General features: G+C 75.3%; 23 protein-coding genes. 16 read left to right on the forward strand and 7 right to left on the reverse strand.

Annotated elements, in window-relative coordinates; genetic code table 11:
* Positions 1 to 2 precede the first annotated feature (2 nt).
* From ZF1_RS11775 to ZF1_RS11785, 3 genes are read left to right on the forward strand one after another with little or no spacing between them, the layout of a single operon-like run.
* Positions 3 to 593, forward strand: coding sequence for an HhH-GPD-type base excision DNA repair protein (locus tag ZF1_RS11775; protein WP_405417720.1), 591 nt, complete (start codon positions 3 to 5; stop codon positions 591 to 593).
* Between the two features lie 27 nt (positions 594 to 620).
* On the forward strand, positions 621 to 1,028 hold the full coding sequence (locus tag ZF1_RS11780; protein ID WP_482637265.1) for an ArsR/SmtB family transcription factor: 408 nt from the start codon (positions 621 to 623) through the stop codon (positions 1,026 to 1,028).
* Positions 1,025 to 2,215: an AMP nucleosidase gene (locus ZF1_RS11785; protein WP_100880327.1), complete on the forward strand. Its 1,191-nt coding sequence runs from the start codon at positions 1,025 to 1,027 to the stop codon at positions 2,213 to 2,215. Before ZF1_RS11780 ends, ZF1_RS11785 begins: the two co-directional genes overlap by 4 nt.
* Before the next feature lie 25 nt (positions 2,216 to 2,240).
* Here the strand turns inward: ZF1_RS11785 and ZF1_RS11790 are convergent, their stop codons facing one another.
* On the reverse strand, positions 2,241 to 3,980 hold the full coding sequence (locus ZF1_RS11790) for a GNAT family N-acetyltransferase (protein ID WP_482637266.1): 1,740 nt from the start codon (positions 3,978 to 3,980) through the stop codon (positions 2,241 to 2,243).
* Between the two features lie 40 nt (positions 3,981 to 4,020).
* Between ZF1_RS11790 and ZF1_RS11795 the strand changes: the two genes are divergently transcribed.
* From ZF1_RS11795 to ZF1_RS11805, 3 genes are read left to right on the forward strand one after another with little or no spacing between them, the layout of a single operon-like run.
* Positions 4,021 to 4,920, forward strand: coding sequence for an alpha/beta fold hydrolase (locus ZF1_RS11795; protein WP_482637267.1), 900 nt, complete (start codon positions 4,021 to 4,023; stop codon positions 4,918 to 4,920).
* 10 nt (positions 4,921 to 4,930) lie between these two features.
* The gene (locus ZF1_RS11800; RefSeq protein ID WP_482637268.1) at positions 4,931 to 5,311 is read left to right on the forward strand and encodes a DUF3099 domain-containing protein; all 381 of its coding nucleotides are present in this window, start codon (positions 4,931 to 4,933) and stop codon (positions 5,309 to 5,311) included.
* Between the two features lie 26 nt (positions 5,312 to 5,337).
* Positions 5,338 to 5,592 (forward strand): DUF3039 domain-containing protein, encoded by a 255-nt coding sequence (locus ZF1_RS11805; protein ID WP_062404655.1) that lies wholly within the window; start codon positions 5,338 to 5,340, stop codon positions 5,590 to 5,592.
* Between the two features lie 6 nt (positions 5,593 to 5,598).
* On the opposite strand, the gene ZF1_RS11810 is transcribed toward ZF1_RS11805, so the two are convergent.
* From ZF1_RS11810 to ZF1_RS11820, 3 genes are all read right to left on the reverse strand, one after another.
* Positions 5,599 to 6,159: a GNAT family N-acetyltransferase gene (locus ZF1_RS11810; RefSeq protein ID WP_482637269.1), complete on the reverse strand. Its 561-nt coding sequence runs from the start codon at positions 6,157 to 6,159 to the stop codon at positions 5,599 to 5,601.
* A 57-nt stretch (positions 6,160 to 6,216) separates the two neighbouring features.
* Positions 6,217 to 7,062 carry an alpha/beta fold hydrolase gene (locus ZF1_RS11815; RefSeq protein WP_062404658.1) on the reverse strand — a complete coding sequence of 282 codons (846 nt, stop codon included), beginning with the start codon at positions 7,060 to 7,062 and terminating at the stop codon, positions 6,217 to 6,219.
* Positions 7,063 to 7,138: 76 nt separating this feature from the next.
* A complete protein-coding gene (locus tag ZF1_RS11820) occupies positions 7,139 to 9,025 on the reverse strand; it encodes a hypothetical protein (protein WP_482637270.1) in 1,887 nt (628 codons plus the stop codon).
* A 120-nt stretch (positions 9,026 to 9,145) separates the two neighbouring features.
* Here ZF1_RS11820 and ZF1_RS11825 point away from each other — a divergent pair, with 120 nt between their 5' ends.
* The gene (locus ZF1_RS11825) at positions 9,146 to 9,781 is read left to right on the forward strand and encodes a class I SAM-dependent methyltransferase (RefSeq protein ID WP_405417708.1); all 636 of its coding nucleotides are present in this window, start codon (positions 9,146 to 9,148) and stop codon (positions 9,779 to 9,781) included.
* A gap of 167 nt (positions 9,782 to 9,948) precedes the next feature.
* Positions 9,949 to 11,676: a DEAD/DEAH box helicase gene (locus tag ZF1_RS11830; RefSeq protein ID WP_062402543.1), complete on the forward strand. Its 1,728-nt coding sequence runs from the start codon at positions 9,949 to 9,951 to the stop codon at positions 11,674 to 11,676.
* Between the two features lie 418 nt (positions 11,677 to 12,094).
* Here ZF1_RS11830 and ZF1_RS11835 read toward each other — a convergent pair whose 3' ends face one another.
* Positions 12,095 to 12,958 (reverse strand): EamA family transporter, encoded by an 864-nt coding sequence (locus ZF1_RS11835; protein WP_482638697.1) that lies wholly within the window; start codon positions 12,956 to 12,958, stop codon positions 12,095 to 12,097.
* Positions 12,959 to 13,320: 362 nt separating this feature from the next.
* Here ZF1_RS11835 and ZF1_RS11840 point away from each other — a divergent pair, with 362 nt between their 5' ends.
* Positions 13,321 to 13,506 (forward strand): DUF7455 domain-containing protein, encoded by a 186-nt coding sequence (locus ZF1_RS11840; protein WP_062402550.1) that lies wholly within the window; start codon positions 13,321 to 13,323, stop codon positions 13,504 to 13,506.
* A 93-nt stretch (positions 13,507 to 13,599) separates the two neighbouring features.
* Here the strand turns inward: ZF1_RS11840 and ZF1_RS11845 are convergent, their stop codons facing one another.
* Positions 13,600 to 15,303: a choline dehydrogenase gene (locus ZF1_RS11845; RefSeq protein WP_482637271.1), complete on the reverse strand. Its 1,704-nt coding sequence runs from the start codon at positions 15,301 to 15,303 to the stop codon at positions 13,600 to 13,602.
* Positions 15,304 to 15,420: 117 nt separating this feature from the next.
* Between ZF1_RS11845 and ZF1_RS11850 the strand changes: the two genes are divergently transcribed.
* Positions 15,421 to 15,849, forward strand: coding sequence for a helix-turn-helix domain-containing protein (locus tag ZF1_RS11850; RefSeq protein WP_073577041.1), 429 nt, complete (start codon positions 15,421 to 15,423; stop codon positions 15,847 to 15,849).
* A gap of 7 nt (positions 15,850 to 15,856) precedes the next feature.
* Here the strand turns inward: ZF1_RS11850 and ZF1_RS11855 are convergent, their stop codons facing one another.
* Entirely contained in the window at positions 15,857 to 16,579 is a 723-nt protein-coding gene (locus ZF1_RS11855) for a hypothetical protein (protein WP_482637272.1), read from the reverse strand.
* 332 nt (positions 16,580 to 16,911) lie between these two features.
* Between ZF1_RS11855 and ZF1_RS11860 the strand changes: the two genes are divergently transcribed.
* The 6 genes from ZF1_RS11860 (at position 16,912) to ZF1_RS11885 (ending at position 23,180) form a co-directional block, all read left to right on the forward strand.
* Positions 16,912 to 17,937: an ABC transporter substrate-binding protein gene (locus tag ZF1_RS11860; protein ID WP_405417698.1), complete on the forward strand. Its 1,026-nt coding sequence runs from the start codon at positions 16,912 to 16,914 to the stop codon at positions 17,935 to 17,937.
* The gene (locus ZF1_RS11865; RefSeq protein ID WP_405417696.1) at positions 17,934 to 18,701 is read left to right on the forward strand and encodes an ABC transporter permease; all 768 of its coding nucleotides are present in this window, start codon (positions 17,934 to 17,936) and stop codon (positions 18,699 to 18,701) included. The genes ZF1_RS11860 and ZF1_RS11865 overlap by 4 nt, the downstream gene beginning before the upstream one ends.
* Positions 18,698 to 19,426, forward strand: coding sequence for an ABC transporter ATP-binding protein (locus tag ZF1_RS11870; protein WP_482637273.1), 729 nt, complete (start codon positions 18,698 to 18,700; stop codon positions 19,424 to 19,426). Before ZF1_RS11865 ends, ZF1_RS11870 begins: the two co-directional genes overlap by 4 nt.
* A 255-nt stretch (positions 19,427 to 19,681) precedes the next feature.
* The gene (locus ZF1_RS11875; protein ID WP_208819568.1) at positions 19,682 to 20,830 is read left to right on the forward strand and encodes a sugar ABC transporter substrate-binding protein; all 1,149 of its coding nucleotides are present in this window, start codon (positions 19,682 to 19,684) and stop codon (positions 20,828 to 20,830) included.
* Between the two features lie 74 nt (positions 20,831 to 20,904).
* Positions 20,905 to 21,678 carry an ATP-binding cassette domain-containing protein gene (locus ZF1_RS11880; RefSeq protein WP_482637274.1) on the forward strand — a complete coding sequence of 258 codons (774 nt, stop codon included), beginning with the start codon at positions 20,905 to 20,907 and terminating at the stop codon, positions 21,676 to 21,678.
* Positions 21,678 to 23,180 (forward strand): sugar ABC transporter permease, encoded by a 1,503-nt coding sequence (locus ZF1_RS11885; protein ID WP_208819569.1) that lies wholly within the window; start codon positions 21,678 to 21,680, stop codon positions 23,178 to 23,180. Before ZF1_RS11880 ends, ZF1_RS11885 begins: the two co-directional genes overlap by 1 nt.
* The last annotated feature ends 1 nt before the right edge of the window (position 23,181 follow it).

The raw sequence follows: 23,181 nt of genomic DNA on the forward strand, positions 1-23,181 counted from the left end.
GCATGAGCGGGATCTGCATCGCCCAGGAACCGGAGGCCGACGCGCTGCTGGAACGCGAGCCCCTCGCGCTGCTGATCGGCATGCTGCTCGACCAGCAGATCCAGATGGAGGTCGCGTTCCGCGGCCCGCTGAAGCTGCACGAGCGCCTCGGCGGGCTCGACGTGCGCGTCATCGCCGACCACGACCCCGAGGGGTTCGCGGCGCTGGCCACCACCCCGCCCGCCATCCACCGCTACGGCGGCTCGATGGCCGGGCGGGTGCAGGAGATGTGCCGCGCGATCGTCGAGGACTGGGACGGGGACCCGGCCGCGATCTGGACCCGCGACGACCCCGACGGGCGCGAGGTGCTGCGCAGGCTCAAGGCGCTGCCCGGCTACGGCGAGCAGAAGGCGAAGATCTTCGTCGCGATCCTCGGCAAGCAGTACGGGGTCACCCCGGACGGCTGGCGGGAGGCCGCCGGGGACTACGGCGCCGACGGCACCCGGCTCTCCGCGGCCGACGTCGTCGACTCCCGGACCCTGCTCGAGGTGCGCGACACGAAGAAGGCGATCAAGGCCGCGGCGCGCGAGAAGAAGGCCGCTGCGGCGAAGTGATCCGCCGACAGGGCTAGCATCACAGGCGTGCACAAGGTTCCGGAGGCGCTCGCCGGCGCACGCGTGATCGACCCGGACCAGGTCTGCGACGCCGTCGCGGTGCTCGCCGACGCCACCAAGGTGGCCGAGGTCGCGACCGTCCTGGACGTCCTGGGCGAGGTCAACCGCCTGTCGCTGCTGCTCGCGCTGCAGCACGCCGGGGACCTCTGCGTCTCCGACCTCGCCGTCGCCGTCGGGATGAGCGACTCGGCCGTCTCGCACGCGCTGCGCCTGCTGCGCGCGCACGGCATGGTCACCGCCCACCGCGAGGGGCGGCTGGTCCGCTACCGGCTGACCGACGGGCTCGCCCGCCGCGTGCTGGAGATCGTGTCGGCGGTCGCCGTCGCCCCGGGCGCGCTGCATGCGCACGGCGCCGACGACGGGGACGTCTCGTGACGCCCGCGATGATCGAACAGGTCCGCCCGCCGGTCCCGGCGGAGAAGCTCGACCACGAGATCGCCCGGCTGCTCGACGCCCTCCAGTCGGTCTACGACGACGGCTGGTACCCCGAGCTCGAGGTCGTGCGCCCCTGGTCGACGCACAACCCGCGCATCTCCGGGGAGTTCGCCCGGCCGTGCGCGATCCGCCGCTACCTGCACCGGGAGCTGCGCGGCCTGCTCGCCGCCGGGGCCACCGTCACCGCCCGCGCGGCCCGCCCGGCCCGGGCGTTCACCGACCCGGAGTTCTTCGCCGCGCTCGACGAGGACCGCTTCGACCTGCGGGTCAAGAAGCTGTTCCTGTTCGGCCCGGAGCGCATGGCGCTCTCGCTGGACCGCCTCTCGCACTACACCGGCACCCCCGCCGAGTCCTTCCAGCGGCACGTGCTGTTCACCAACTACGCGATGCACGTCGAGTCGTTCCTGGAGCGCTTCCCCGACGCCGAGCGGCCCGACCGCGCCGGCGTCCAGATGCCCGCCTACCACCACCCGGGCGCCGACGGCGACGGCGTGACCCTGGTGAACATCGGCGTGGGCCCGGCCAACGCCAAGACCGTCACCGACCACCTCGCCGTGCTCCGCCCGGACACCATGATCATGATCGGGCACTGCGGGGGCCTGCGGAACCGCCAGGAGCTGGGCGACTTCGTGCTGGCCACCGCCTACCAGCGGGCCGACCACGTGCTCGACGAGGTGCTCCCGGCCGACGTGCCGGTCATCCCGAGCATCCGGCTCAACGGCTACCTGATGGACGCGCTCGGCGCGGCCGAGGCGACCTGGCGGCCGGGGGTCGTGCACACCACCGACAACCGCAACTGGGAGTTCAACCAGGCCGCGACGCTGCACCGGATGCGGCTGGCCCGCGCCGTGGCGGTGGACATGGAGTCCGCGACGATCGCCGCCAACGGGTTCCGCTACCGGATCCCGAACGCGACCCTGCTGTGCGTGTCGGACAAGCCGCTGCACGCCGAGCCCAAGCTGGCCGGCGGCGCGCGGGCGTTCTACGAGGCGAGCAAGCGCAAGCACCTCGGGATCGCGCTGGACGCGCTGGACCGGGTCCGCGACGAGCACCCCGACGGCCTGCCCGGCTCCGAGGTCCGCTCCGCCGACGAGCCGCTGCTCGGCAACGGGCCCGACGGCGCCTGACCGGCGGCCCGGGCGACGGCGGGGGTCAGAGCGGCCGCGTGTACCCGGCCCGGTCGGGCTCGTAGCCCAGCCGCGCCAGGAACCGGTGCGGCCCGTCCCCGGCGGTGTCCCCGGCCCGCGCCAGGACGGCGCCGCGGGCCCGCCCGTGCTCGTGCGCCCACTCCACCAGCGCCGACCCGACCCCGCGCCGTCGCCACCCGACGGCGACCCGCAGCCCCTCGACCTGCAGCCGGGTCGCGCCGCGCAGGGCGGGCCCGGGCAGGATCGTCAGCTGCACGGTCGCGACCACCCGGCCGTCGCCGGCGCGGGCGACCGCGAGGAACCGGCCGGGGTCGCGGTCCAGGGCGTCGAACGCCTCCTCGTAGGGCGCGAGATCCGGGTCGTCGGCGTCGGCGTCCCCGGAACCCGACAGCAGCGCGACGACCGCCGCCACGTCGGCCCGGGTGGCCCGGTCGACGACGAGCCGGTCCCCGGCCAGCACGACGTCCGCGCCCGCCGGGTGGGCGCTGGACCGGACGCCGTCCACGACCCGGTCCAGCCAGGCGCCGACGTTCTCCCGCGCCTCGTCGGTGTCGGGGTAGCGGCAGCGCAGGTGCAGACCCGCCTCGTCGAGGATGAACCACACCATCACGCCGTCGGCGTCGCCCGCCGAGCTGACGTACTGCGCGTCCAGCCCGGCGTGGTCGATGCGCACCGGCAGCCGTCGCAGGTCCAGCCAGGAGATCGCGAACATGCCGGGCGCCTCGGGCATCCCGCCCCACGGGGCCAGCACGTCGTCGAGCGGCCAGGAGCCGAGCCGCACGGCCTCGCGGACGGCGTCGGCGCAGGCCCGCGGATCCGGGTCGCGCGCGTCGATCACCGCGTTGGTGATGAACCAGCCGACCGAGCCGTGCCAGCGGTCGTCGTAGCGGCTGTGCACGGGGAACACCGCGCGCAGCGGGGCGTGCGCCAGCTCCCCCGTGGTGCGGGTCATGACCGAGGTGACCAGGGCCAGCGTCGAGACCCCGGACCGGCGGGCCCGGCGCTCGAACAGCGCGCAGTCGTCGACGCCGAGCACGTCACGCACCTCGACGCGCTCCGGGGGAGCGGGGGTGAGTTCGCCCAGCGGCAGCGGGAAGCGGGGCATCACGTCGCCGCCCGCGGCCAGGATCTCGGCCCAGCGCTGCCGGACCTCGTCGGGCGCGGGCTCCCGGCCGGCCAGGGCGGCGGTGTGCTCGGCGAAGGGGCGCACGGTCCCGGGCGGCAGCGTCCCGCCCAGGCCCTGCACGAGGTCGCGCAGGACCACCAGCAGCGACCACATGTCCACGTGGGCGTGGTCGGCGGCCACGACGAGCGTCGGCCGGTCCGCGGTGAGGATCACGCAGAGCCGGTGCGACGGCGCCGCGTAGGGGGTGCAGCGCTCGTCGAGCATCCGGCGGACGGCGTCGTCGACGGCCTGGCCGGGCGCGACCGGGTGGGTGACCCAGCGGCCGGGACGCAGGTCCACCTCGTGCAGCCGGGGGCCGTCCGGGCCGGGGGAGAAGACCGTGCGCAGCGTCCCGTGCCGGCGCAGCACCGCCAGCCAGGCCCCGGCCAGCGCGTCGAGGTCCACCGCGGGCAGCCGGCAGGTGATCGCCATCCACGAGCCCGGCCGGTCCCCGCGGCCGACGTGGCGGCGCTGGTCGAACGAGACCGGGACCGGGTGCCCGGTCCGGCCGACGGCGACGTCGTAGCCGAGCAGCGTCCCGTAGGGCAGGCGCAGGTGCGTCACGCTCGTCAGCCGCATGGCCATAACCTAGGCCGACGAAGATCGGGAGGCGTAGCGCATGGCCACGTTCGGGATCGCCGGGGCGACACTGGACTTCGACGTCCGCGACACCTCCGGTGGTCCGGCGGTGGTGGCGCTGCACGGCCTCACCTCCAGCCGTCGCCGGGAGGCCCTGATGCGGCTCGACATCGCCTCCCGGGTCGAGGGCGTGCGGCTGCTGCGCTACGACGCGCGCGGCCACGGCCGCTCCGGTGGTACCGCCGATCCCGCGGACTACCGGTGGCCCGCGCTGGCCCGGGACCTGCTGGGGCTGCTCGACCACGTCGTGCCGGGGGAGCGGGTGCACGGGGTCGGGCCGTCGATGGGCGCCGGGACGCTGCTGCACGCCGCGCTGGCCGACCCGGGCCGGTTCGCCAGCCTCACCCTCATGCTGCCGCCGACCGCCTGGGGGACCCGCCGCGCCCGGTCCCGCGACTACGAGCGGTCCGCGTCGGCCGTGGAGGCCGACGGTGTCGCGGCGCTCGACGCCGGTGCCGACGACGCGGACCTGCCCCCGGCCGCCCGGGGCCGCCCGCGGACCGGGCCCGACGTGCGTGCCGAGCTGCTCCCGGCGATCCTGCGCGGCGCGGCCGCCACCGACCTCCCCGCACCGGAGGACCTGGAGCGGATCACGGTGCCGGTGCAGGTACTGGCCTGGACCGGGGACCCGGGCCATCCGGAGTCCACCGCGCAGACCCTGCGGGAGCGGCTGCCCGCGGCCGGACTGTCGATCGCGGCGACCCCGGACGACGTCGTCTGGTGGTCGCGGCTGCTCGCCGCGCGGCTGCGCCGCTGGGAGACGCTCGACCCCACCGTCGACGGCGGGCCCGCGGGTGTGCGCGAGGCGGCCGGCGGGCGCCCGCGCGGGGATCGCGTAGGGGTGTCACCATGGAAAGGGAGGTGGTTCGACAGTGGCTGAGCGGCGACGCGTGGACCCCGTTCTCATCACGGACGCGCAGATGTCCTACGAAGAGGAACTGGAGATCCGCAAGCGGCGCTACAAGTGGACGATGGGCATGCGGATCCCGTGCATGATCCTCGCCGGCGTCTTCTACCAGATCCCGTGGGTCGCGGTGGCCCTGCTCGCGATCTCGGTGCCGTTGCCGTGGATCGCGGTGCTCATCGCGAACGACCGGCTGCCGCGCAAGGCGGAGACGCCCAACCGGCACCGGCAGGACCACCGGGCGATCGAGACCGGGCCGCGTCCGGTGATCGACCAGGGCGGCGACGATCCCGCCGGCCCCCGGCCCAGCACCGACGACGAACAGCCCACGGGGACCACGGGAGGCGGCACCGCCTCCCCGCCCTGAGGCCGGTCTCGGGCATCATGGACGCCATGTCCACGACGACGCTGCCCGAGGTCGACACCCGGCCCGAGACCACCGACAAGACCGGTGACGACCGGCCGGACATGTTCCACTACGTCAAGAAGGACCGGATCGCCGAGAGCGCGGTCCTGGGGAACATGGTCGTGGCGCTGTGCGGCGAGACGTTCCCGGTGACCAAGTCGCCCAAGCCGGGATCGCCGGTGTGCCCGCAGTGCAAGGAGATCTTCGAGGGGCTCCCCCCGGGTGGCGGCGACGGCGAGTGAGACCCCTCAGTCCCGCGCGAGCAGCAGCCGCAGCGGGGTGGAGGACGGGTCGCCGGGCACCGTGCGCAGCACGGTCTCGGTGACCATCCCGGCCGACCGGTAGAGCGCCAGCGCCGCGACGTTGTCCGCGGCCACCTCGAGCCACAGCCGCCCCGGGCCCGCCCACGGCGGTCCGCCGGGGGTGTCGCCGGTCGCTCCGGGTACCCCGGCGACGGCGAGGGCGGCACCGAGCAGGGCCCGCCCGGCCCCGGTGCCGCGCCGGTCGCGGTGGACCACGAGCCGGTGCAGCTCGACCCCCGGTTCCGGGCCGCGGGGTGCGGCCAGCACGGCGTAGCCCGCCGGGCCGGGCTCGCCCGGGCGTTCCAGGAGCAGGTGCAGCCGCGCCGGGTTGGCCGCGGCGTCGTCGTGCCACTCCGGTCCGCAGGCGACGCCGATGCCCGGGGCGCCGTCGTCGAGCGCGGCCAGTGCGGCGGAGTCCGCCGGGCCGCGCCACGGGCGCAGGACGGCGTCCCGGGCCGGGCGTGCGGGCGTCGTGCGTTCACCGGTCGTCCGTGCGGGGGTCACCACCCGGCCATCGTGCGGCCACCCGCGCGGTCCCGCTCGGCCGGGGCCGCGGTGGCGGGGTCAGGACCGCAGGAAGGCGTCGATCTCCGCCGCGAACGGCTCCGGGTCGAGCAGCAGCTCCAGGTGGCCGCCGGGGTAGCGGCTGATCCGGGAGCGGCGGATCCCGCGGTGCAGCATCGTGGCGTTGCCGCGCGGGACGATCGGGTCGTCGTCGCCGGCGATGATCAGGGTGTCCGCGGTGATCGCCGGCAGCAGCGGCAGGCTGGTCCAGCCCGAGAGCGCCATCAGCTGGTAGTAGTAGCCGCGCATCGGGCCGCGCCGGGCCCCCGCGCCGAGCGCCTCCGCGGCCCGTTCCGGGTGGTCGCGCAGCGAGCCGCCGTAGATGCGGGCGGCGACGGCGTCGACGTAGGACGGGTCCTGGTGGCGCTTCGGCGAGGTCATGACCGCCATCACCCGCGGCGACGCCGGGATCATCAGCGCCCCCGGACCGGTCGCGGCCAGCACGAGCTTGCGCACCCGGCGGCGACGGCTGATCGCCAGCTGCTGGGCGAGCATCCCGCCCCAGGAGAACCCCAGGACGTCGGCCTCCCGCACACCCAGCTTCGTCAGCACCTGCCCGAGCCGGTGCGCCATCCACGTCAGGTGGTACGGCATCCGCGGCACCGCCGACCCGCCGATGCCCGGCGGGTCGAACCGGATGACGTCGAGGTCCGCGGGCAGCGCCGCGACCAGCGGGTCGAGCACGTCGGTGGCGGCGCCGATGCCGTTGCACAGCAGCAGCGGGGTGCGGCGGGGGCCCGGGCCGGAGGCGGGGCGACGCACGACGCGCAGGGCACGGCCGCCGACGAGCACGTCGTGCTCCTCGAGGCCCGCGCCGCCCACGGGCCGGGAGCTGGAAGTGGTCATCACCGCCGAGCCTAGGTGCCACGGCCGGGCGGTGGGGTGCGGACGGCCCCGGGTGTGACGATCCCGGACCCCACCCTCAGACGGGGGCGGGCTCGCCCAGGTAGGTCCCCGGGGCCGGGAACAGCGGGCGCAGACGACGTCCGCCCAGCTCCGGGGGCGCGTCGCGCATCGTGCCGGAGCGTTCGACCAGCCAGGCGGCCAGGTCGTCCCACCAGGAGCCCTCGACGGCCTCGGCCCCGGCCCGCCACCGCTGCGCCACGCCGTCGCCGGTGGAGCAGGGTGCCGCGCGGAACCCGGTCGCCACCGACGGCGGCGCGATCAGCGCGCCCGCCTGGTCGCCGGGGGCCAGGACGAGCCGGCAGGCTCCGCCGAGGCGCTGCGCGGTGCGGTACCCGCCCGTCCAGGGCTGCACCGGGTCGTCGTCGGCGGCGACGAGGTAGCTGTCGCGACGCAGCTCGGCGAACCGGACGGGGGTGCCGAGGACCCGCACGTCGGGCCGGTCCGGGCCCCCGCCGTCCCCGGACGCCGCGGCCAGCGCGGCGAGGTCGGTGTGCAGCCCGGCGGGCAGCGGCAGCAGGTCGGACACCCACGCCCGCATCGCCCGCGCGGCGCGCCCGTCCAGGTCGGCGGTCCCGCCACCGTGCGGCACCGCCCACGGCAGCACCCGGTCCGGCCCGCGCCGCCACGCCCAGGCCCGCACCGCCGTCGCGCCGTCGAGGACGCCGTCGCGGGCGGCCAGGCCCGCGGTCTCGGCGACGGTCGCCGGGTCGGGGGCGAAGCCGGGCAGCGCGTCGGACTGGTCGAGGACGGTCGCCAGGTAGGCGACGGCGGCGACCCGGTCGTCGAGCCCGATCGCGGCCTGGTGGGCCTGCACCGCCGCGGTCAGCAGCCCGCCGGTGCGCACGCCGAGCAGCGACACCCGCGGGGCGCGGGTGATGCGCCCGCAGGCGTCGACGGCGTCGAGGACGGCGGCGGCGTGCGCGTCGAGGTCGCGGTCGGCGTCGGCGGGGTCCGCCGGGCGCCAGGACAGCGCGAACACCTGCAGACCCTTCCCGAGCAGGTGCTCGACCAGGGAGTACCCGGGCGCGAGGTCGGCCAGCCAGTAGCGGTGCACCAGAGGCGGGACGACCAGCACCGGGGTGTCGTGCACCTTCTCGGTCCGCGGCAGGTACTGCAGCAGCTCGAACATCGGGGTGCGCAGGACGACCGCGCCGGGCGTGGCGGCGACGTCGCGGCCGGGGACGGGGCCGCCCCGGGCGTCGCGGGCGCCGGTGTCGAAGGGGACCGACGGGGTGTCGGCGCCGGGGGGTGTGAAGACCCGGTCGGCGACCTCGGCCGCTGCCGGGGAGTCCTGGGTGCCTGCGGTCCCGAGGCCGACCCGACCGTGATCGTCGTCCGGGAGGGGTTCGGTGCCGTCCGTGGCATCGTTCCCCTCCGACCCGGTGATCGTGGCATCGTTCCCCTCCGACCCGGTGATCATGGTCGGGCCGGGGCCTGGGGCAGCAGTGGCCTCCGGGGCGACCCGACCGTGATCGTCGTCCCGGCAGGGATCGGTGCCGTCGATGGCACCGTTCCCTTCCGATCCGGTGATCACGAGGGGACCCGGGCCGGGGAGCAGGAGGGCGGTCAGCCCGGCGAGGGTCGCGCGCAGCCGCTCGGCGTCCGCGGCGGGCAGCGGCACGTCCGGGCTCGCGACGGCGTCGTCGAGCAGCCCGGAGACCGCCCCGGTCGTCGCGAGCAGCACCTGGGCCGCGCACCGCGCCACCGGCGCGACCGGACCGGCCGGCACGTCCGGGGCGAGGGCGGAGCGGCCCAGCCCGACCCGGCCCAGCTCGGCGACCCAGTCGCCGCCGCGGCGCAGGAGCAGCAGCGGCCGGGCGGACACCGCGGCCGCCAGCCGCAGTCCCGCCGCGGGCAGGGCGAGGGGGCCGGCGTCGGCTGGGGTGCGGTCGCGCTCGCTCATCACCTCCATCATCCCCACCGCCACCGCCACCGGTCGCGGCGCGTTCACCCCGTCGTCGAACGGCGTTCGGACCGGACCGGCACGGTGACCCGGTCGCGCCGCACGAGACCCCGGAGCCCGATGAGCACCGTCGCCCCGTCCACCCCGTCCCCGCAGGCGTCCCCGGCCGGGACGGGTGCGTTCCTGCGGGAGTTCCTGCGCGACCCGCTGCGCACGGCGTCGGCGCTGCCGAGCTCCCGGGCGCTGGCCCTCGCCGCCACCGCACCGGTCCCCGCGACCGGGGACCCGGTCGTCGTCGAGCTGGGGCCGGGCACCGGGGCGTTCACCGACGTCGTCGCCGAGCGGCTCGGCGGCCGCGGCCACCACCTGGCCGTCGAGCTGAACCCGCGACTGGCCGCGCTGCTGCGGGCCCGCCACCCCGGGCTCGACGTCGCCGTCGCCGACGCGGCCGAGTTGCCCGCGCTGCTCGCCGCCCGCGGGCTCGGCGGCGCCGACGTCGTGGTCTCCGGGCTGCCGTGGGCGGCCTACCCGCGCGACGAGCCCTGGCTGACCGACGTCGTCGCCGGCTGCCTGCACCCCGACGGCGCCCTGACCCAGTTCGGCTACTCGGTGACCCTGGCCCTGCCGCCCGCCCGGCGGCTCCGGCGGCGGCTCGCCGCGGCGTTCGAGGAGGTCGTGCACGGCCGCACGGTGCTCGCCAACGTCCCGCCCGCGTTCGTCCTCACCGCCCGCCGTCCGCGGCAGCCCCGGGGCTGACCTGGCCCGTCGCCGCCGGGGAGACCCCGGGCCCGCCCACCGGGCGGTGACGGTGCGGCCCCCGGCTACCCTGATCTGCGCCCCGCAGCCCGGTCGGCGTCGACGCGCGGACCTGCCGGGGATCGCCGGTTCCCGCCCGGGAACGACCCACGGACCAGGGGAGACGTGTGTCGCAGACCCAGCTCGTGTCGCCCGAGACCCGCCCGCTGCGTGCGTGGCAGCGCAGCGCTCTCGCCCGCTACCTCGCGACCTCGCCGCGGGACTTCCTCGCGGTCGCGACCCCGGGTGCGGGCAAGACGACCTTCGCCCTGCGCGTCGCGTCGGAGCTGCTGCGCGACCGGGTCGTCGACGCGATCACCGTCGTCACCCCGACCGAGCACCTGAAGTACCAGTGGGCCGAGTCGGCCGCGGCCGCCGGCGTCGCGCTCGACCCGGAGTTCCGCAACTCCGCGGGCGGTACCTCGCGGGACTACCAGGGCATCGCGATCACCTACGCCGGCGTCGCCGCGCACCCGATGCTGCACCGCAACCGCACCGAGAACCGCCGGATGCTGGTGATCCTCGACGAGATCCACCACGCGGGCGACGCCAAGAGCTGGGGCGAGGGCGTCTACGAGGCGTTCGAGCCCGCCACCCGGCGCCTCGCCCTGACCGGGACGCCGTTCCGCTCCGACGACAACCCGATCCCGTTCGTCGAGTACGTCCCCGACGCCGAGGGCGCCCCGCGCAGCCGGGCCGACCACCAGTACGGCTACGCCGAGGCGCTGGCCGACAACGTGGTCCGGCCGGTCGTCTTCCTGGCCTACTCCGGTACGTCCAACTGGCGCACCAGCGCGGGCGAGGAGATCTCCGCCCGGCTGGGGGAGCCGCTGACCCGCGAGCAGACCGCGATGGCCTGGCGGACCGCGCTGGACCCCTCGGGGGACTGGATGCCCGCGGTGCTCGCCGCGGCCGACCGGCGCCTGCAGAGCCACCGCGACGGCGGCATGCCCGACGCGGGCGGCCTCGTGATCGCCACCGACCAGACGGCCGCCCGTGCCTACGCCGCGCTGCTCACCGGCATCACCGGGGTCCGGCCCGCGGTCGTCCTGTCCGACGAGGCGGGCGGCTCGGACCGGATCGCGGAGTTCTCCCGCTCCACCGAGCGGTGGATGGTCGCGGTCCGGATGGTGTCCGAGGGTGTCGACGTGCCGCGCCTGGCCGTCGGCGTCTACGCCACCAGCGCCTCCACCCCGCTGTACTTCGCCCAGGCGATCGGCCGGTTCGTGCGGTCGCGGCGGCAGGGCGAGACCGCGTCGGTGTTCGTCCCCAGCGTCCCGGTGCTGCTCGGCCTGGCCAGCGAGCTGGAGGCCCAGCGCGACCACGTCCTCGGCAAGCCGCAGCGGCCCGAGGAGGTCTGGAACGACGCCGAGCTCAACGAGGCCAACAAGGTCAAGGACGAGCCCGGCGAGCAGGAGAAGGCGTTCACCTCCCTCGGCGCCGACGCCGAGCTGGACCAGCTGATCTACGAGGGCGCCACCTACTCCGCCGACGAGGAGGACTACCTCGGGCTGCCCGGGCTGCTGGAGCCCGACCAGGTGCGCACCCTGCTGTCCCAGCGGCAGGCCGACTGGATCGCGAAGGGCTCGCCGCGCACCGGCGCCCAGGCCCGGGCCACCCCGGCGACCGAGCCCACCCCGCCGCCGGCCGCCGAGCGCGGGCAGAGCGTGCGGGAGCGGCTGCAGACGCTGCGCAAAGAGCTCAACACCCTGGTCGCGCTGCACAACCACAAGACCCGCAAGCCGCACGGGAAGATCCATAACGAGCTGCGGGCGCACTGCGGCGGCCCGCCGGTGGCGATGGCGACCATCGAGCAGCTCGAGGAACGCATCGCGACCCTGCGGTCCTGGCGCTGAGAGCCGCCGTGGCGGGCCGCCGTGTCGCCGTCGGGCCCTGTCCTGCCCGGAGGCCGTCGCGGCCCGTGCGGGCGCGGCGGGGTCGGCCCGCCACCGCCGCGGGACCTCCGCGCCACCGCGACGACCACGACATCGGCGCGGCGATGGCGACGACGGCGCGTCGGGCCACCCGGTGATCCGTTCCGCGCGCGCAGATCCGCTCGGCGCGCGCGTCCGGACACGCGCGCCGAGCGGATCTGCGCGCGGGCTGCGGATCTGCGCGCGGGCTGCGGATCTGCGCGCGGGCTGCGGATCTGCGCGCGGACTGCGGGTCGGCGCGCGGACTGCGGGTCGGCGCGCGGACCGCGGGTCGGCGAGCGGACTGCGGGTCGGCGCGCGGACCGCGGGTCGGCGAGCGGACGTGGCACCGCCCGAACGGTCAGGACGGGGCGGACCGGTCCCGGGCGGACGTGGCGGGGACGGGGACGGGTTCGTCGCCGTCGCGGGACCGCAGGGCCACCGCGGCGACGACCAGCGCGATCCCCACGGCCTCCAGCGGCCCCGGGAGCTGACCGAGCACGACGAGCCCGACCAGCGTCGCGGTGGCGGGCAGCAGCGCCAGCAGGACCGCGAACCGGGCCTGCCCGACCCGGCGCAGCACGACCTGGTCCAGCACGTAGGGGACCACCGAGCTGAGCACACCCAGCCCGACGGACAGGCCGAGCACCACCGGATCGGCGAGCGGCGCGAGGTTCGCGACGCCGAACCCGGTCGCGGCACCCGTACCCCCGGTGAACAGCAGCGGGACCAGGACGACGGCGGCCACGGTGAACCCGGTCGCCAGGTCGTCGATGCCGGCACCGGCCCGCGCGACCCGCTTGCCCAGCACGATGTAGGCCGCCCACATCGCCGCCGCGCCCAGCGCCCACAGCACCCCGGCGGGACTGCCGGACCAGCGGACGTCGGCGATGAGGAGCACGCCCGCCGCGGCCAGGCCGACCGCGCCGACGTCGCGGAACCGGCGCGAGGCGAGCGCCGCGACCAGGACCGGGCCGGTGAACTCGACCGCCACCGCGGTGCCGAGCGGCAGCCGAGCGATCGCCTCGTAGTAGGCGACGTTCATCAGCGCCGTGGCCAGCCCGAACGTCCCCGCGCGGACGAGCCGGACGCCACGCCAGGCGTCGCGGCCGGGACGGCGCCACGCCAGCAGGACCAGCGCGGCACCGATGAGGCGCAGCTCGGCGACCGCCGACGGGGCGAGCCGGTCGAACAGCCCGACGGCCAGCGCGGCCCCCACGTACATCGAGGTCCCACCGGCCAGGAACAGCAACGGAGCGGGAACACGATCGGGCGACGGGCGGGGACTCACCCGGCCAACGTAGACCGCGACACACCGTATTTACCGTGGCGCGCTTGCACGTCGGGCGAGTTGCCCGCATGATTCACACGCAGTCAACTTCATACGCAATCGGTCACCGCGGGTACATCGCGGCGCCACCGAACCGTGCGGCGCACGCCACACGTGACGGACGTCGCGACGCATCCCGGGAACACGTATAGGGGCCTCGAGCGTCTGTACAGGTGTGGGCGAGCCGCTCGTGCGGTCGTCACAGTGATACGGCGGCGAGCGCCCGAAGCCCGCCGCCGCGACGGAGGGAGACCGCTATGCAGCCCGAAACGCTGACCCGGCCCGAACTGACCCTTGCCGACCGTTGCGACCGCTGCGGTGCGGCTGCCAAGGTGCGCGCGATCCTGCCCTCCGGTGGGGAACTCCTGTTCTGCAACCACCACGGCAATGCCCACGCTGCCAAGCTGCGTGAGTCCGGGGTGCAGGTGCAGACCGGGGAGTGACACCCGGGGCGCGACCCGCGCCCCCAACTCAGACCCGCGAACGGGGCGGGGATCCGATCGGATCCCCGCCCCGTTCGGCATGTCCGGGGGTGTTCAGGACACCGGTGCGAGCGGCTCCGGGCCGGTGCCCGGGCCCCCGTGCGCCCCGGCCGGCCGCGACGGCGCCGGGTCGGCGGGCAGCGGGGTGGCGCCGGTGACGATGTCGGCGGCCCGCTCGGCCACCATCACCACCGGGCCGTAGGTGTTGGCGTTGGGCACGTCCGGGAAGATCGACGCGTCGACGACCCGCAGACCCTCGGTGCCGTGCACGCGCAGCGTCGACGGGTCCACGACGGCGTCGGCGTCGGTACCCATCCGCGCGGTGCTGGTCGGGTGCAGCCCGTTCTGGGCGCGCCGGGACACCCAGTCGAGGATCTCGGCGTTGGAGCGGACACCGTCGCCGGGGAAGGTCTCCCCGGCGTCGAGGCCCGCGAACGCCGGCTGGGTGAGGATCTCCCGGGCCAGGCCGACGGCCTCCACCCAGCGACGCCGGTCGCCGTCGGTGACCAGGTAGTTCTGCACCAGGCGCGGTGGGACGGCGGTGTCGCGGGACACCGCCCGCACCGTCCCGCGGACGTCGCCCGCCATCACCGAGACGTGCATCTCGTAGCCGTGCCCGACCGGCGGGACGTCCGGCGCGAAGCGCATCGCGACCGGCGCGAACAGCATCATGACGTCGGGGATGCCCCCGGCCATCGAGGTGGAGGCGAACCCGCCGATCTCGAAGTGGTTGCTGGCCCCGATCCCGGTGCCCGAGACGAGCCAGCGGGCCGCCGCGGCGGGCAGCCGGTGCGGGGCCCGGTGCGGGGCCAGCGAGATGGGCTGGGAGCAGGCGTGCTGCAGGTGCACCGCGAGGTGGTCCTGCAGGTTCGCGCCGACCCCGGGCAGCGCCACCCGGGTCTCGACGCCGATCCCGGCAAGGTGCTCCGGGTCGCCGAAGCCGGACACCTGGAGCAGCTGCGGGGTGGCGATGGAGCCGGCGGCGAGCAGGGTCTCGCCGGCGTCGACGTCGCGGAGGGTGCCGTCGGCGGCGCGGTAGCGGACGCCGATGACCCGGGTACCGCGGGCGTCGGTGCGCAGCGCGCGGACCAGGGCGCCGGTGCGGACGGTCAGGTTGGGCCGCGAGTCGGCGACCGGGTGCAGCCAGGCGTCGGTCGCCGAGAAGCGGCGCCCGCGCGAGATCGTGCGCTCGGTACGGGAGAAGCCCTCCTGGACCGGGCCGTTCGTGGAGTCGAGCAGCGCGTGCCCGGCCTGCTGCGCCGCGGCCAGGAACGCCGCGTTCAGCGGGCCCGCGGCCGGGGCGCGCTCGAGGACCTGCGGCCCGTGACCGCCGTCGGTCAGCGGGGTGCCGCGCTCGGACATCCGCCGCTCCAGGCGGCGGAAGTAGGGCAGCAGGTGGGCCGAGCTCCACTGCTCGCAGCCGGGCAGGCGGGACCAGCGGTCGTAGTCGCCCGGGTGGGCCCGCTGGTAGACCATCCCGTTGATGCTGCTGCTGCCGCCCAGTACCTTCCCGCGCGGGACGGCGATCCGGCGCCCGGCCAGACCGGCCTCGGGCTCGGTGACGTAGCACCAGTCGTAGCGGGGGTTGCCCCACGCCTTCGACAGCGCGGCGGGCATCCGGATGATCGGGTCCCAGCGGTGGTCGGGCCGGCCCGCCTCGAGCATCAGCACCCGGCGCGTGGGCTCCTCGGTGAGCCGGGCGGCCAGCACCGCCCCCGCGGATCCCCCGCCGACGATGACGACGTCGTACCGGCCCATGCGCGCCCTCCACACCCACTGTCGGGGTTGCCCTGTTCGAGGGAGCAACCCCCCTTGCGTGGATCACGGTACGCCGCGCCCACCGGCCGTCGCCGCCACCCCCGTAGGCTCGATGGTGTGACGACGACCGAGCGTGACGCCGAGGACGGAGCGGACCTCCGCGATGCCGCCGCGGACGACGCCGACGCCGCTTTGGCCGCCCTCGCCGCCCAGCTGGAGGCGTCGGTCGCCGAGCTGTCCTCGGCCCGTGAACGGGTGGCCGAGCTGCAGGAGCTGCGCTCTCAGGGGTTGAGCTGGCGGGCGATCGTCCCGCGCGAGGCACGGCCGCTGATCGTGGAGACCCTCACCCGCACCCTCGACGGCCTGGGCGCCGTCGGTGGCCGGTTCCGCCGCGAGGAGGCCGTCGCGCTGCACGGCGAGGGCGAGACGATCGCCGGGATCGGCAGGCTGTTCGGGGTCAGCCGCCAGCGCGTATCGGCCTACCTGCAGGAACACCAGCAGCTCCTCGAACGGTGTGCGGACCGCCAGGACCGGCCGGAAGCCTGACCCCGGGTCAGCCCTGGTCGTGCCTGCGGTGCCGCGCCTGCCGCTGGGCGGGCACTCGCGGCGCCACCGGCACCACGGGGGAGCGGCGGGCCGCCGGGATCAGCGCGGTGCGGTCGAGCGCGTCGGGCTGTTCCGGCACCGACGGCGGCGCGGCGCGCAGCTGCAGCCGGGCCAGCTCGCGGACGTCGGTGAGCCGGGCCGCCAGCGCGGTCACCACCGGCGCCAGCGCGACGACCAGACGCTCGCCGAGCGGGTCGGCGGGCCCGCCGCGGGCGAACAGCTGCAGGACGCCCGCGGTGCGCCCGGCGACCGGGACCGGCACCGACAGCGAGCGGACCAGGCCGCAGTCGGCCGCGGCGGCGGCCAGCTCGGGCGGTCCGGACCGGGTCAGGTCCGGGGTGGTCAGCGTGCGGTCGCCGCGCTCGGCGGCGGGGCCCGGCCCGGCGTCGGCCCGGCGCTGCAGCTCACCCAGGCGCAGCGCGGCGGTGTCGGAGCCGAACACCCGCCGGGCCTCGGGGTCGCGGGGGTCGGCGGGCTCGCGCAGCAGCAGCGCCGCACCCCCGACCCGGGCGGCGGGCACCAGCGCGACACAGATCCCGGACAGCATCGCGGCGATGTCGGCGTGCGCCACGGAGGTGGCGCCGGCCTGCAACGCGACCCGCACCAGGGCGGGGGCCGGGTCGGGCGTCGGCCGCCCGGTCGTGCCGGAGGTCCAGAGCGAGGCCGCCATCTCGTCCCTTCCGCGTCAGCTCCCGCGAGCGGGGTTCGTGACACAGCGTCGCGGGTGTGGTGGCGAGGATAACGATCGTGGTCCGCGCCGCGGACGGCGGCTCGCCCGGCCGTCCCGACGATCACCGCAGGTGACCGGATCGGACGGCCACGGTGACTGCGGGTGTCCGGCCGGTCCGGTGCGGCGGACGTCGTCCCGGCAGGACCCGGCGGACCGCGTAGGGTTCAGGGTCGTACCGCGGGAGCCCGCGCACCGAGGCTGAGAGGGCGGCAGGACCGGCCGCCGACCGTTCGAACCTGATCCGGGTCACACCGGCGTAGGGAGGCCGCTCCGTGCTGTCACGTGCTCTCCGTCCGCTCGCCGTCGCGCTGGCGCTCGCGCTGGCCCTGTCCGGCTGCGCCGTGGCCGACGGCCCCGGCGGCCCCGCCGGGGGCGGGCCGATCCGCGTCGCCCTGGACTGGACGCCGAACACCAACCACATCGGGCTGTTCGCCGCCCAGCAGGCGGGCTACTTCCGCGACGCCGGCCTCGACGTCGAGTTCCTGCCCTACAACCAGACCTCACCGGACACCCTGGTCGGTTCCGGCGCCGCGGACTTCGGCATCGGCTTCCAGGACTCCTTCACGTTCTCGAAGGCCGCGGGCGCCGACATCACCTCGGTGATGGCGATCCTGCAGCACTGGGCGACCGAGATCGCGGTGCGCTCCGACCGCACCGACATCCGGCGCCCGCGCGACCTCGACGGCAAGGTCTACGCCGGGTTCGGCGGGCCCGGTGAGAACCAGAAGATGCAGGCCGTGATCCGGGCCGACGGCGGGCGCGGCGACTTCCGCACCGAGGTCCTGTCCACCGCGGCCTACGAGGCGCTCTACTCCGGCCAGGCCGACTTCACCGAGCCGTTCGTCAACGTCGAGGGCATCGAGGCGCAGCTGCGGGGCGAGCCGATCCGCACCTTCCGCTACACCGACTACGGCTTCCCGGACTCCTACAACGTGCTGCTGCTGGGCAACTCGACCTGGCTGCGCGACAACCCCGACCGGGCCCGCGCGTTCGTGCAGGCCGTCCAGAAGGGCTACGCGCTGGCCGCGCAGGACCCGGCGACCGCGGCCCGGATGCTGAAGGAGGCCAACCCCGGCGCGTTCACCTCCGACGCGCTGGTCGACCGGGGCGCACGGATGCTCAGCGAGCGCTTCCTGCGCGACACGCAGGGCCGCGTCGGGTTCCAGACCCCGCAGCAGTGGGCCGGGTTCTCCGGATTCCTCTACGACACCGGCACCGTCGCGGGGCCGGACGGCGCCCCGGTGCGGCAGAAGCCGGACTTCTCGACCTGGTTCACCAACGACTACCTGGCACCGTGATCCGCCGGCTGTGGCCGGCCGCGGCGCTGGTCACCGCCCTGCTGGTCACCTGGCAGGTCGCGGTCACCGTCGCCGGCACCCGCCCCCAGGTGCTGCCCTCGCCGCTGCGGGTGGTCGAGCAGGGCTGGGCGTTCCGGGCCGAGCTGTGGGCGAACACGCTGCCGACGGTCCAGGTGACGCTGATCGGGTTCACCGTCTCGATGGCGCTGGCCTGGGCGGCCGCGGTCGCGGTGGACTTCTCGCCGTGGCTGCGCCGGGCGCTGACCCCGCTGCTGGTGGCCTCGCAGACGCTGCCGGTGGTCGCGATCGCCCCGCTGCTCATCATCTGGTTCGGGTTCGGTCTGCTGCCGAAGGTGCTGGTCATCGCGCTGGTGACGTTCTTCCCGGTGGCGGTCGGGCTGATCGAGGGCTTCGCCGCGACCGACCGGTCCGCGACCGCGCTGCTGCGGTCGATGGGGGCCTCGCGCTGGCAGCGGTTCCGCTACGTGCGGCTGCCCGGGGCGCTGCCGTCGTTCTTCACGGCGCTGCGGATCGCGATCACCTACGCCGTCACCGGGGCGATCTTCGCCGAGTACGTCGGCGCCCGGGCCGGCCTGGGCATCTTCATGCAGCTGCAGAAGAACCAGTTCCGCACCGACCTGGTGCTCGCCGCCGTCGGCGTGACCGCGGTGCTGTCGGTGACGCTGTTCGCGCTGACCTTCCTGCTCCAGCGCCTGGTCACGCCCTGGTACGTGGCCGACCACGACGGGCACGGTGCGCGGTGAAGGTCGTGGTGCGCGACCTGTCGGTCTCCTACGGCGACCTGCCGGTGCTGTCCGGGGTGAGCCTGGACGTCGCGCCGGGGGAGTTCGTGTCGCTCGTCGGGCCGTCGGGATGCGGCAAGTCGACGCTGTTGGGGGCCCTGGCGGGCATCCTCGACGGGGCGACGGTGACCGGCGGGATCGAGGTCGACGGCGGCCCGGTGCGCGGCGCCCCGTTCGGCCTGATGCCCCAGCAGGACCTCCTGTTCCCGTGGCGCACCGTGCTCGACAACACCACCCTCGGGCTGGAGGTCGCCGGCGTGGGGCGCCGCGAGGCCCGCGAGCGTGCCCGCGCGCTGTTCGAGCCGTTCGGGCTCGCGGGCTTCGAGGACGCCCGCCCGGGTGCGCTGTCGGGCGGCATGCGCCAGCGCGCGGCGCTGCTGCGCACCGTCGTCGGGGGGCGCGAGGTACTGCTGCTCGACGAGCCGTTCGGCGCGCTGGACGCGCTCACCCGGACCGCGATGCAGGACTGGCTGGAGTCGGTGCGCGCCCGCTACGGCTGGACGACGGTCCTGATCACCCACGACGTGCGGGAGGCGGTCCTGCTCTCGGACCGGGTGCTGGTCTTCTCGCCGCGCCCGGCGACCGTGGTGCGGGAGGTCGTCGTCGACGCCGGGCGGCCGCGCAGCCGTACCGACCCGACCCTGGCCGCGGTCGAGGCGGACCTGCTGGAGACCCTGCGCGGCTGAGGCGGGCCCGACCCCGGGGGCGGGGGAGCGGTGGTCACCGCCCGCCACGGCGCGTTCTGGTGCCGTGGCGGCCGTCCGGATCGTGCCGCAGGGCAACAAAGTCGATGTTCGTGACCGGATTGTGATGACGAAACGGGAACTGTCTCGATTCAGAAGGCTGTCGCGGAACCGGTTCCGCCCAATACGTTGGCGCTCGCAACATTCACCCGTTCGTGATCATGCGAGCGGTCCACAACGTGGTGGAGGGAGACCCCGATGGGGGCACGGAACACGGGGCGCGGTCCCCGGCTGCGTCGGGCGGTCGCGGCGGCGGGTCTCGGCCTGCTGCTGGCCGTCGCGGGCTGCGGACAGAACAGCGCCGGCGGCGGCGGGGAGGCCGCCGGCGGCGGGTCCGGCGGGTCCGGCGGCGGGGTGAAGGTCGGGGTGATCCTCCCCGAGACCGACTCCTCGGCCCGCTGGGAGGGCTTCGACAAGCCCATGCTGGACAAGGCGCTGCGCGCCCAGGGCATGGACCCCGACATCCAGAACGCCCAGGGCGACGAGCAGAAGTTCTCCACCCTGGCCGACGGCATGATCTCCAGCGGCGTCAAGGTCATGATCATCGCCTCGATCAGCAGCGACGGCGGGACCGCCGTCGCCCAGAAGGCCAAGGCCCAGGGCATCCCGGTCATCGACTACGACCGGCTCAACCTCGGCGGCGTCAGCGACTACTACGTCTCCTTCGACAACGAGAAGGTCGGCGCCCTGCAGGGCGAGGGCCTGGTCCAGGGCATCGGCGACAAGCCGGGCGCCCAGGTCATCGAGATCGAGGGCGCGCCGACCGACAACAACGCGACCCTGTTCTACAACGGCCAGCAGACCGTGCTGAAGCCCAAGTACGAGTCCGGGGCGCTGAAGCTGGTGCAGAGCCAGAAGATCGACAAGTGGGACAACCAGGTCGGTGGCACCACCTTCGAGCAGATCCTCACCGGCAACGGCGGCAAGGTCGACGGCGTCGTCGCCGCCAACGACGGCCTCGCCGGCGCCATCGTCACGGTGCTGGCCAAGTACGGCCTGAACGGCAAGGTCGTGGTCACCGGCCAGGACGCCACCGCCGACGGGCTCGCCGCGATCCTGCGCGGGGACCAGTACATGACGGTGTTCAAGCCGATCGAGCAGGAGGCCGAGGCCGCCGCGAAGCTCGCCGGTGCCCTGGCCAAGGGCGACACCGCGGCCGCCGACGGCGTCGCCACCCAGACGGTCGAGGACCCGAAGGGCAACCGCGACGTCAAGTCGGTGCTGCTCGAGCCGCAGCTCATCACCAAGGACTCGGTCAAGAAGGTCACCGACGCCGGCTACGTCAAGGCCTCGGAGATCTGCAACGCCGAGACCCAGGCCGCCTGCGGCCAGCTCGGCATCAAGTAGGACCCGCAGCCGGACCGGGCCGCGGCGGAGACCCCGCCGCGGCCCGGCCGACGCCCACGTGGAAGGTGCCCGAAGTGGCCGACCCCATCCTCTCCCTGCGCGGTGTGTCGAAGAGCTTCGGCGCCGTGCAGGTCCTGCACGACGTCGACCTGACCGTGCGCGCCGGCGAGGTCACCGCGCTCGTCGGCGACAACGGCGCGGGCAAGTCCACCCTGGTCAAGTGCGTCGCGGGTATCCACCCGATCGACTCCGGCGAGGTCCTGTTCGAAGGGGCGCCGGTGACCGTCACCGGGCCGTCGGACGCCTCCCGGCTCGGCATCGAGGTCGTCTACCAGGACCTCGCGCTGGCCGACAACCTCGACATCGTCCAGAACATGTTCCTCGGCCGCGAGCGCGGCCGCTCCTGGATGCTCGACGAGGGCTCGATGGAGCAGGCCGCCCGCGACACCCTCGCGTCGCTCTCGGTCCGCACCGTCACCTCGGTCCGGACCCCGGTCGCGTCGCTGTCCGGCGGGCAGCGCCAGACCGTCGCCATCGCCAAGGCGGTGCTCTGGGACTCGCGCGTCGTGCTGCTCGACGAGCCGACCGCGGCGCTCGGCGTCGCCCAGACCCGCCAGGTGCTCGACCTCGTGCGACGGCTGGCCGAGCAGGGCCTCGGCGTCGTGCTCATCAGCCACAACATGGCCGACGTGTTCGAGGTGTCCGACCGGATCGCCTGCCTCTACCTCGGCCGGATGGTCGCGCAGGTCCCGACCCGCGAGGTCACCCACTCCGACGTCGTCCAGCTCATCACCGCGGGCCGCTCCGGCGAGCTCGGGCTGCCGCGGCCCGAGCAGGCGGTGACCTGATGGCCCCCCACCCCGATCCGTCCGGCCCCGCCGGCCCGGGAGGAGACACCGTGACCGAACGGACGCCCGCGCCCGAGCAGGAGCAGAGCGCGGCCCGCCGGGCGAACCCCGGTAACCGGGCCGCCGACTTCGGCATCGACACCACCGCCCGCACCACCCGCGAGGCGATCACGGCGTACCTGCGCGGCCTGCGTGGCGGTGACCTGGGCTCGCTGCCGGCGCTGCTCGGCCTGGCCGCGCTGTTCGTGCTGTTCAGCGTGCTGGACTCGGGCGGCACCTTCCCGAGCCTGCTCAACCTGGCGAACCTGCTCCAGCAGGGCGCCGGCCCGACCATCATCGCGATGGGCCTGGTGTTCGTGCTGCTCACCGGGGAGATCGACCTGGCCGCCGGTACGGCGTCCGGGCTGGCGGCGGCGCTGATGGCGCTGCACCTGATGAGCGACGGCAACGTGCTCGGCGCCACCGGCACCACCGTGTTCGTGCTGCTCGTGGCGGTGATGCTGGCCGGTGCCGTGCTCGCCGCGCTGGTCCGGGTGTGGGCCGGGTCGGTGATCAGCCTGCTCACCGCGGTCGTGCTCGTGATCGGGGTCCCGGCGAACGCGTTCACCGTGATGGGGCTCGCCGTCGGCGTCGGGGTGGTGATCGGCTGCCTCACCGGGTTCCTCGTGGCCCGGATCGGGATGCCGTCGTTCGTCGTGACGCTGGCGTTGTTCATCACGTGGCAGGGCGTGATCCTGCAGCTCATCGGCGACGGCGGCACCATCGCGCTGCGCGACCCCTTGATCAACGCCGTGGCGAACGGCAATCTCTCGGTCACGGCGTCCTGGGTGCTGTTCGTGGTCGTCGCCGGCGGCTACGCGGCCGTCCAGGTGGTGCGCCTGCGGACCCGGCTCCGCGGCGGGCTGGTCGCGCCGCCGACGGGGCTGGTCGCACTCAAGATCGGAGCGGTGGTGGTGCTCGGCGGGCTGGTGACGTTCGCACTCGTGCAGGACCGCTCGCCCGGCGTCATCGCGATCGCCGGGATCCCCTACGTCGTCCCGGTCGTGCTGGTGCTGCTCGTCGCGGGCACCTGGGTGCTCGACCGGACCCGGTTCGGCCGTCACGTCTACGCCGTCGGCGGCAACCGGGAGGCCGCGCGCCGGGCCGGCATCGACGTCGCCCGCATCCGGGCGTCGGTGTTCGTCATCTCCACCGCCTTCGCCGCGATCGGCGCGATCGTCTATTCGTCGAAGATCGGGTCGGTCAACCCGGCGGCCGGTGGCGGCAACACCCTGCTGTTCGCGGTCGGCGCCGCGGTCATCGGCGGCACGTCGCTGTTCGGCGGCCGCGGCCGCATCAGCAACGCCGTCATCGGCGGCACGGTGCTCGCCACGGTGCAGAACGGTCTGGGCCTGCTCAAGCAGCCCGCCGCGGTCGTGTTCGTGGTGACCGGCCTGGTGCTGCTGCTCGCGGCCGGTGTCGACGTGGCGTCACGGCGCCGGGCGGCGGCCAGCGGCCGGTGAC

Source organism: Pseudonocardia sp. ZF1 (genome assembly GCF_056835605.1).